We start from the raw sequence: 6,853 nt of genomic DNA, 5'->3' as shown, positions 1-6,853 counted from the left end.
GTAGTGTAGCATTCGCTATGCGAGAGTAGTTCACCGCCAGGCTCCTATTCAGAACCCCGCTCAATCGAGCGGGGTTTTTTATTATCTGCTGCATAAAAACTCGACAAATAACCGTCTTAGATCAACACTGAACACAGTACAAAAGGAGTTGACTGTGGTGATTCGAAGTTCCGGCCAATTTAGTGCGCCTTCATTATTGGTTATAGCCGTAACGCTGTTGTTACTGACATCCGCGTCATTCTATTTGCTTAAGCCCAGTGCTTTTTCTTCTTTTACCCTGGTTGCAAGCCTCGTATTGTGGCCTTGTAGCCTGTTATGGTTATTTTATTCGCACAAGCTGCGTAACTTGCAGCAGGCTGCTGCAAAGCAGCAACAGTTAATTACCGCAATATACAAACAACTTGAGCTTAATGCCGCGCCTGAAAAAACCGAAGTACGGCAATTGACTGAGATTTCTCAGCGGATCTCGCATTTACTAAAACGTGATCAGGAAGTGCGACATCTGGTAAGGGTGCAAGGCTTAATCGATCATGAGCTTGAAGTCGGTAATCGGGTATTTTTCGAAAGTAAGTTACAGCATTACCTTAACGATCAGGCCGAGTCTGCGTATGGTGCTTTGTATCTGGTGCAGGTGCATCAATCACCATCGGAGGCGGCCAGCATCCGCCAGCTACAGCGTTTACGTGGTTGTATCGACATTTTACATGGTATAGCTGCGGCATACACAGATACGGTATTAGCGCGGCTATCAGATAATGACTTAGTGCTGCTGGTCGCTGGTTTAGCAGCGGATGACATGGCTAAGCTCGGCGACCGCATGGCGGTGCTATTGAGCCGGGCCAGCTGTTTTGCTGACTGTCAGGATCAGGATGTACTGCATATTGGTTATGCCGCTTATCAGCGCGGTCAGGCATCCTATCAATTATTGTCTGAGGCCGATATGGCGCTGAAGACAGCCCAACTGCAGGGGCAAAACTCAGCTTATGGTGTAGTAAATCAGCAAGACAAAGCGGTCGCCAGAGGCTCTGTCTGGTGGCGCTCAGAGCTGAGTAAAGCTTTGCAGGAACAGCGTTTTGTATTGAGTTTTCAGCCGGTAATGTCGTGGCAGGATAAAGATATTTTGCAGCATGAGGTGCTGATCCGTTTACACAGTAGTGACGGCGCTAAAGTCCCCGCCGCTGTGTTTTTGCCGATGGCGCATAACTGCGGCCTGGTGGGTTTAATTGATCAGCATGTGCTATTAAAAGCAGCCAAGTTATGCGCAGTAGACTCGCGGCACTACAGCCGGTGCAGTATCAATATCAGTGTCTCATCGCTATTAGATACTCAGTGGTGGCAATGGCTGGAGCAGATGCTGTTATCTGGTCAGATCGATCCGGCGCAGCTGGCGTTAGAAGTGACTGAACATCAGGTGCTTAAACATTACAAGGCGGCGAAGGCCGTTCTGCTGAAGCTGCATAAAGCCGGCTTTAGCCTTATAGTCGATCAGGTTGGCTTATTGCTTGATAACGCCGGTTATGTCGATGAGTTGCCACTGGAATCAGTGAAGCTGCACCCGTCAGTGGTACGTAACATCGACCAGCATCTGGAGCAGCAGCTGTTTGTACGCGGCTTAATTGCCGGTTATGCCAATAAAGGCGTGCGCGTGCTTGCCACTGGTGTTGAGTTAGAGCAAGAGTGGCTGACACTGCAAAAACTGGGCATTGCCGGTGGTCAGGGTTTTTACTTTAGCCAGCCGCTGAACCAGATAATAACGCATGGTCAGCTGCAGTAATTAACCTCCGGTATAACAGCCCATCCAACCCTTGCAAACCGCCGGTATGAAAAAAACTCAGCCTGCTGCCCGCTACAATGCGGCCTGCCCGCACCAGCTCTATTACCCCGGCCAGCGCCTTACCGGTATAAACCGGCTCGGTGTAAATGCCCTGGCTTGCCAGCTCACGGCAAAATTGTAACAGTGCCGGGCTGAAACGGGCGTAGCCAGCCCCACAAAAGTCGGTATTAAGCTGCCAGGGCGGGGTTTGCGGGGCGGTTAACAGCTGCTGTACCTTGGCGGACAATGAAGCATCTTTTACCACGGCGATACCCAGCACCGCGCTCTGGCGGCGATTGATAAGACCGGCCAGGGTGCCGCCACTGGCGGTGGCAGTTATTAGTAAGTCCGCTTTACCTGCCGGCGTCTGCTCTAATGCCAGCTGTGTCACGCCACGGGCGCCGTCTGCACTGCTGCCGCCTTCCGGCACCAGCAGAAAACCCGGATGGCGCTGCTGCAGCTGCAGTAGATAGTCTGGCTGATGCCGCAGCCGGTAGTGCTGACGGTCGGTGGCAATAAGTTGCATACCGCGGGCGTGACAAAACGCCAGTGTCGGGTTGTTTAAATCCAGTTGCTCAGTTCTGACATAGGCTATGCTACGCAGCCCTAACTGCTGACAGCTGGCCGCGACGGCGCACAAATGGTTAGAAAAGGCGCCGCCAAAGGTGACAATGCCGGCATAGCCTTGCTGCAGGGCGCTTTGCAATGGATAGTTTAACTTGAGAATTTTGTTGCCAGACACCCCTGCTACAGTGCTTTGTAGCCCGCATAACCACAGCTGCACGGCGTTGGCCGCCAGCACCGGGTGTGTAACAGCTTGCCAGTGTGGCTGAACAGACAGAAGCTGAATTTCTGATGAATACAACATGGTAGAGGCATGACAGCTGCTTAATTAGTCGTTAGTATAAGGCTACACAGGATGTACATGGCAGCAATATGCTGAAAAAAATACTACAACGCTTTCATCTATCCACTGATCCACCGTCTCAGCTGGCGTTGCACCTTGGCAGCAGTACCCTGGCATTGGCAGAGCTCAGCACAGGGCGTATCAGCCATTGCCAGCAATATAGTTATCAGCAAGGCCAGCTTGCCAATGAGTTAAGTCGGTTGTTAACCGGGGTAAGTAAACAGACACAATTACAGCTTATTTTAGCGCCAGAGTTTTATCAGGTGGTGCAGTTGGATAAACCGGCCCTGACTGATGCGGAGATGCTGCAGGCGCTGCCCTGGCAGATAAAAGACTTAGTCAGTATAGCGCCAGAGGATATCATCGCTGACTATATCGATTTACCCGGCAGCGGCAATAGTGCCGCGAAGATTAATGCCGTCGCAGCCAGTGCCGCCGGCTTACAGCAGTTGTTAAAACCCATACATGAAGCAGGTATTAATCTTACTGCCATTATGCCGGAAGAATGGTTAGCCGGGCGCTTGGTCACCGCCGGTACTCAGGCGACGATGCTGGTGATCCACCAACCTGAGCAGGAAGTGCTGATCCAAATTGTCCGTAATGGCGAGTTGTATTTCTCCCGCCGTACCCGCGGTTTTAGCCGCCTGCATCTGGCCAGTGCTGGTGAACTGGCTGATGGCACCCTTGACCGGCTGCAGCTGGAGCTACAGCGCTCGATGGATTATTTTGAAAGCCAACTGAAGCAGCCGCCAGTGCGCGATATCTTCTTACTGATGTCTGAAGCAGACAGCATGTGCGAGCTGTTCCGGCAAAGCGGTTTCAGCCGGGTGCAACCTTTGCCGCTGCCTGCAATTGCTAATACGCTCAGTAGCGAAAAATTGCTGCACTGTTGGCCTGCGGTGACGGCTCTGACTGGTATTGCGCAGGAGAGCCAACAATGAAGCAGCAGGTAAATTTATATCAGCACCGGCTCCGCCCGATACGCCAGCCGCTGGCGCTGCGCCGTTTGCTGCTTAGCTGGACAGTGCTGGCGGGCGTGTTACTGTTAGCCGCCTGGTTATTGCAGCAACACAATCAGCAACGTAGTACTTTGCTAAATCAGCAGCAACAGCAGCTGGATCAGCAGCTGCAGCAAGTTGCCCTGTTTCAGCAAGCCCTGACGCAGCGTCAGGCATCGGCCGCCTTACAAAAGCAGCTGCAGCTTCTTGAGCAAAGTGTGCAGCAAAAGCAGCAACTGTTAAGTTATCTGTCACAACAACAGCAACAGGCCAGTCAGTTATACAGCCCGGTGTTACAACACTTGCAGCAGATAGACAGACCCGAGCTGTGGCTGACACATTTTAGCCTGGCCCAGCAGCACAGCAGCTTTACCGGCATTACACTGCAGCCGCGCAGTGTGCCGCAGTGGCTGGAGCAACTGCGCGAGCTGAGCTATTTCCGTGGCCAGCGCTTTCGCCAGGTGCAAATGCAACAGCTTGATGACAACAGCGCGGTCAGCTTTGAGCTGGTGGCTGAACAAGGGGCTACACCATGACGTTATGGCAGCAACTGGACGAGCGTTTTAATACGCTGCAGCGGCGTGAGCAGCTGATGATTTGGGCCAGTACCTTATTGCTAACACTATGGCTGACATTTGTTTATGTATTGGAGCCGTTGTGGCAGGCCGGCAACAGCTATCGCGACCGGTTGGCCAGTGTGGAGAAACAGCATCAGGAGGCGCAGCAGCTGGCCACTACTTTGCGCTCTGAGCTGGGCACCGATGCCGATGCGGAGTACCGCCAGCGCATTACACAGCTGGAGCAGCAGCAGCGTGAGCTGACGGCACAGATAACACAAAGTACCAGCCATTTTATTGCTGCCGAACAAATGGTAGCGCTGCTGCACAATCTGTTGCAAAGCAGCAGTGGTGTGCAGTTAAAGCAGCTGACAACCGCTGCCCCCAAAGCCGTATTACTGGCAGGACAAACCGAGGCAGACACGCCACTGTTGTACCAGCATCAGCTGACGTTGGTGATTAACAGCAATTATGCGGCTTTGCTTAAGGTGCTCAACGATATTGAACAATTACCCTGGCTGGTGAACTGGGCCGGCTTGCGCTATCACGTCACGGATTACCCGTCGGCTGATATGACCCTGGAACTGATAACGGTGAGTGAACATGAAGATTTTATTCGCCTGTAGCCTGGCTGCTTTACTGTTTAGCCAGCCAGTGCCGGCCGATCCGACACGCCCGGCGCCCGGCTGGAACAGCAACCTGTCGTCGGCCCGCGCGGAGGCGGCTGTACCGCTGAAGTTGCAGCTGATTAAACACACCACTGCGGGGCCGGTGGCTGTAATTAATGGCCAGTTACTTCGCCGCGGAGATTACTACCAGCAATATCAACTGCTGGCGATTAAAGACAAACAAGTGGTACTGCAGCGTAATGGCGAGCAGCAGACATTGTCGTTACACAACACAGTGATAAAAAACTATGAAAACTAATCTCATCACTACGCTTGGGTTAAGTATTGGCGGCTTACTGCTGGCCGGCTGCCAGGCATTGCAACCGGGCAAAGTCCCGGCTGAGGCAAAGCAAGTATTGCAGCAGGCAGCGCAAACCCCGCTTGCCAAAGCGCCGCCTGCAGTACCCGCGGCTGTGACCGAAGACTTACTCAGCACAGCTTACAGCTTGCCGCAGCCGGCGCTGCCACGTTTTAACGTGGCAGCGACCGACGCCAGCCTGAATGATTTTTTCTCCTCACTGGTGGCCGATACGCCCTACAGTGTGGTGCTGCACCCACAGATTAGCGGCAGCATCAGCCTGCAGCTTAAGCAGGTCACCCTGCCGGAAACAATGGCGATAGTGCAGCAGTTATACGGCTTTGATATCCGCCAGCAAGGGCTGGTGTATAAGGTGTATCCGGCTGGGCTACGCACCGAAAGCATAGCGGTGAACTACCTGATGCTGCAGCGGCAGGGTTTTTCTTCTATCGCGGTGAATTCCGGTGGGGTGTCACAAGATAACCAGAATAATCAGAATGGCCAGAATAACCGCAACAACAGCTCCTCACAGGGGAATTTTGGTCAAGGCAATTTTAGCAACCAAAGCCAATCGCAATATGGCCAGCAACAGTTTAACGGCAGCACTATTCAAAGTGAGAGTAAAACCGATTTCTGGAAAGAGCTGGAAAAGGCCGTGGCGAGTGTATTAGGTGACGGGCCGCAGCGCATGGTGGTGGTAACGCCACAAGCCGGTTTGGTCACGGTGCGCGGTATGCCGGATGAAATTGCTGCGGTAAAAGCCTATTTAGGTCAGTCCGAGCAGCACTTGCAGCGCCAGGTAATATTAGAAGCCAGAATTATCGAAGTGACGTTAAATGACGAGTATCAGCAAGGGGTTGAATGGGGCAGCCTAATCTCCCGTATCCGCTCAACCGGTTTGAATATGAGCACTACCGGCGGCACCTTTGGTAATCTGATTAGTAATAATCTTGGCGGCATCACCAGTATCCAGTTTGAAAATGCCGATTTTGCCGGCTTGATTAATTTGCTGGAAACACAGGGCAATACGCAGGTGCTGTCCAACCCCCGTGTTACGGCGATGAATAATCAGAAAGCAGTGATTAAAGTGGGGCAGGATGAATACTTTGTTACTAATGTGGCCAGTAGCACTACGTTGGCAGGTACCGGTTCTACCACCACGCCAAACGTGACGTTGCAGCCGTTCTTTTCTGGGATAGCGCTGGATGTCACACCGCAAATTGATGCGGACGGTAATGTTATTTTACATGTGCATCCATCGGTTACAGAGACAGCGGAGCAGTTAAAACGTATTGAGCTGTCTGCCACCGACAGAATTACCCTGCCGCTGGCACAAAGTAATATCCGTGAGTCTGATACCATTATCCGGGCCCGTAGCGGTGAAATTGTTGTAATTGGCGGCTTAATGCAAACGGTGACCAGTGACAGCGAGTCGCGCACACCGGTGCTGGGGGCGATCCCGCTGTTGGGTAAATTGTTTACCAGCATCAACAAAGTTGAAAAGAAAAAAGAGCTGGTGATCCTGCTAAAACCTACTGTGGTTGGCGACGGTGTCTGGCAGCAGCAGATCCGACAGTCGCAGGATTACATTAGCGATTGGTATCCACAATAA

The 6,853-nt window shown here is 52.4% G+C and carries 7 protein-coding genes; 6 read left to right on the top strand and 1 reads right to left on the bottom strand.

The genetic code is table 11. The annotated features are described in order from the left end of the window. Positions 1-154 precede the first annotated feature (154 nt). On the top strand, positions 155-1,774 hold the full coding sequence (locus tag RNAN_RS06220; protein ID WP_148275664.1) for an EAL domain-containing protein: 1,620 nt from the start codon (positions 155-157) through the stop codon (positions 1,772-1,774). On the opposite strand, the gene RNAN_RS06215 is transcribed toward RNAN_RS06220, so the two are convergent. Continuing rightward, positions 1,728-2,681, bottom strand: a complete 954-nt coding sequence (locus RNAN_RS06215) for a 1-aminocyclopropane-1-carboxylate deaminase/D-cysteine desulfhydrase (protein ID WP_008219913.1) — start codon at positions 2,679-2,681, stop codon at positions 1,728-1,730. The two genes, RNAN_RS06220 and RNAN_RS06215, sit on opposite strands and share 47 nt — an antisense overlap. Positions 2,682-2,749: 68 nt before the next feature. On the opposite strand from RNAN_RS06215, the gene RNAN_RS06210 reads away from it, so the two are divergent. The 5 genes from RNAN_RS06210 to mshL are packed head-to-tail and all read left to right on the top strand — an operon-like array spanning position 2,750 to position 6,853. After that, positions 2,750-3,661, top strand: a complete 912-nt coding sequence (locus RNAN_RS06210; protein WP_008219910.1) for a hypothetical protein — start codon at positions 2,750-2,752, stop codon at positions 3,659-3,661. Then, positions 3,658-4,254, top strand: coding sequence for a PilN domain-containing protein (locus RNAN_RS06205; RefSeq protein WP_008219908.1), 597 nt, complete (start codon positions 3,658-3,660; stop codon positions 4,252-4,254). Before RNAN_RS06210 ends, RNAN_RS06205 begins: the two co-directional genes overlap by 4 nt. After that, a complete protein-coding gene (locus tag RNAN_RS06200; protein ID WP_008219906.1) occupies positions 4,251-4,901 on the top strand; it encodes a type II secretion system protein GspM in 651 nt (216 codons plus the stop codon). The genes RNAN_RS06205 and RNAN_RS06200 overlap by 4 nt, the downstream gene beginning before the upstream one ends. After that, complete coding sequence (locus tag RNAN_RS06195) at positions 4,879-5,202, top strand: hypothetical protein (RefSeq protein WP_008219904.1); 324 nt, start codon at positions 4,879-4,881, stop codon at positions 5,200-5,202. Before RNAN_RS06200 ends, RNAN_RS06195 begins: the two co-directional genes overlap by 23 nt. Then, positions 5,192-6,853 carry a pilus (MSHA type) biogenesis protein MshL gene (mshL, locus tag RNAN_RS06190; RefSeq protein WP_008219902.1) on the top strand — a complete coding sequence of 554 codons (1,662 nt, stop codon included), beginning with the start codon at positions 5,192-5,194 and terminating at the stop codon, positions 6,851-6,853. The genes RNAN_RS06195 and mshL overlap by 11 nt, the downstream gene beginning before the upstream one ends.

Origin of the sequence: Rheinheimera nanhaiensis E407-8 (genome assembly GCF_000296695.1) — a bacterium.
Taxonomy (GTDB): Bacteria; Pseudomonadota; Gammaproteobacteria; order Enterobacterales; family Alteromonadaceae; genus Alishewanella; species Alishewanella nanhaiensis.
This window is presented reverse-complemented; position numbering and strand designations above follow the sequence as displayed.

What these genes read in the sequence shown, in the direction of transcription:
- RNAN_RS06215 (WP_008219913.1), bottom strand. Translation starts at nt 2,681, where the DNA reads ATGTTGTATTCATCAGAAATTCAGCTTCTGTCTGTTCAGCCACACTGG.
- RNAN_RS06210 (WP_008219910.1), top strand. Translation starts at nt 2,750, where the DNA reads ATGCTGAAAAAAATACTACAACGCTTTCATCTATCCACTGATCCACCG.
- RNAN_RS06205 (WP_008219908.1), top strand. Translation starts at nt 3,658, where the DNA reads ATGAAGCAGCAGGTAAATTTATATCAGCACCGGCTCCGCCCGATACGC.
- RNAN_RS06200 (WP_008219906.1), top strand. Translation starts at nt 4,251, where the DNA reads ATGACGTTATGGCAGCAACTGGACGAGCGTTTTAATACGCTGCAGCGG.
- RNAN_RS06195 (WP_008219904.1), top strand. Translation starts at nt 4,879, where the DNA reads ATGAAGATTTTATTCGCCTGTAGCCTGGCTGCTTTACTGTTTAGCCAG.
- mshL (WP_008219902.1), top strand. Translation starts at nt 5,192, where the DNA reads ATGAAAACTAATCTCATCACTACGCTTGGGTTAAGTATTGGCGGCTTA.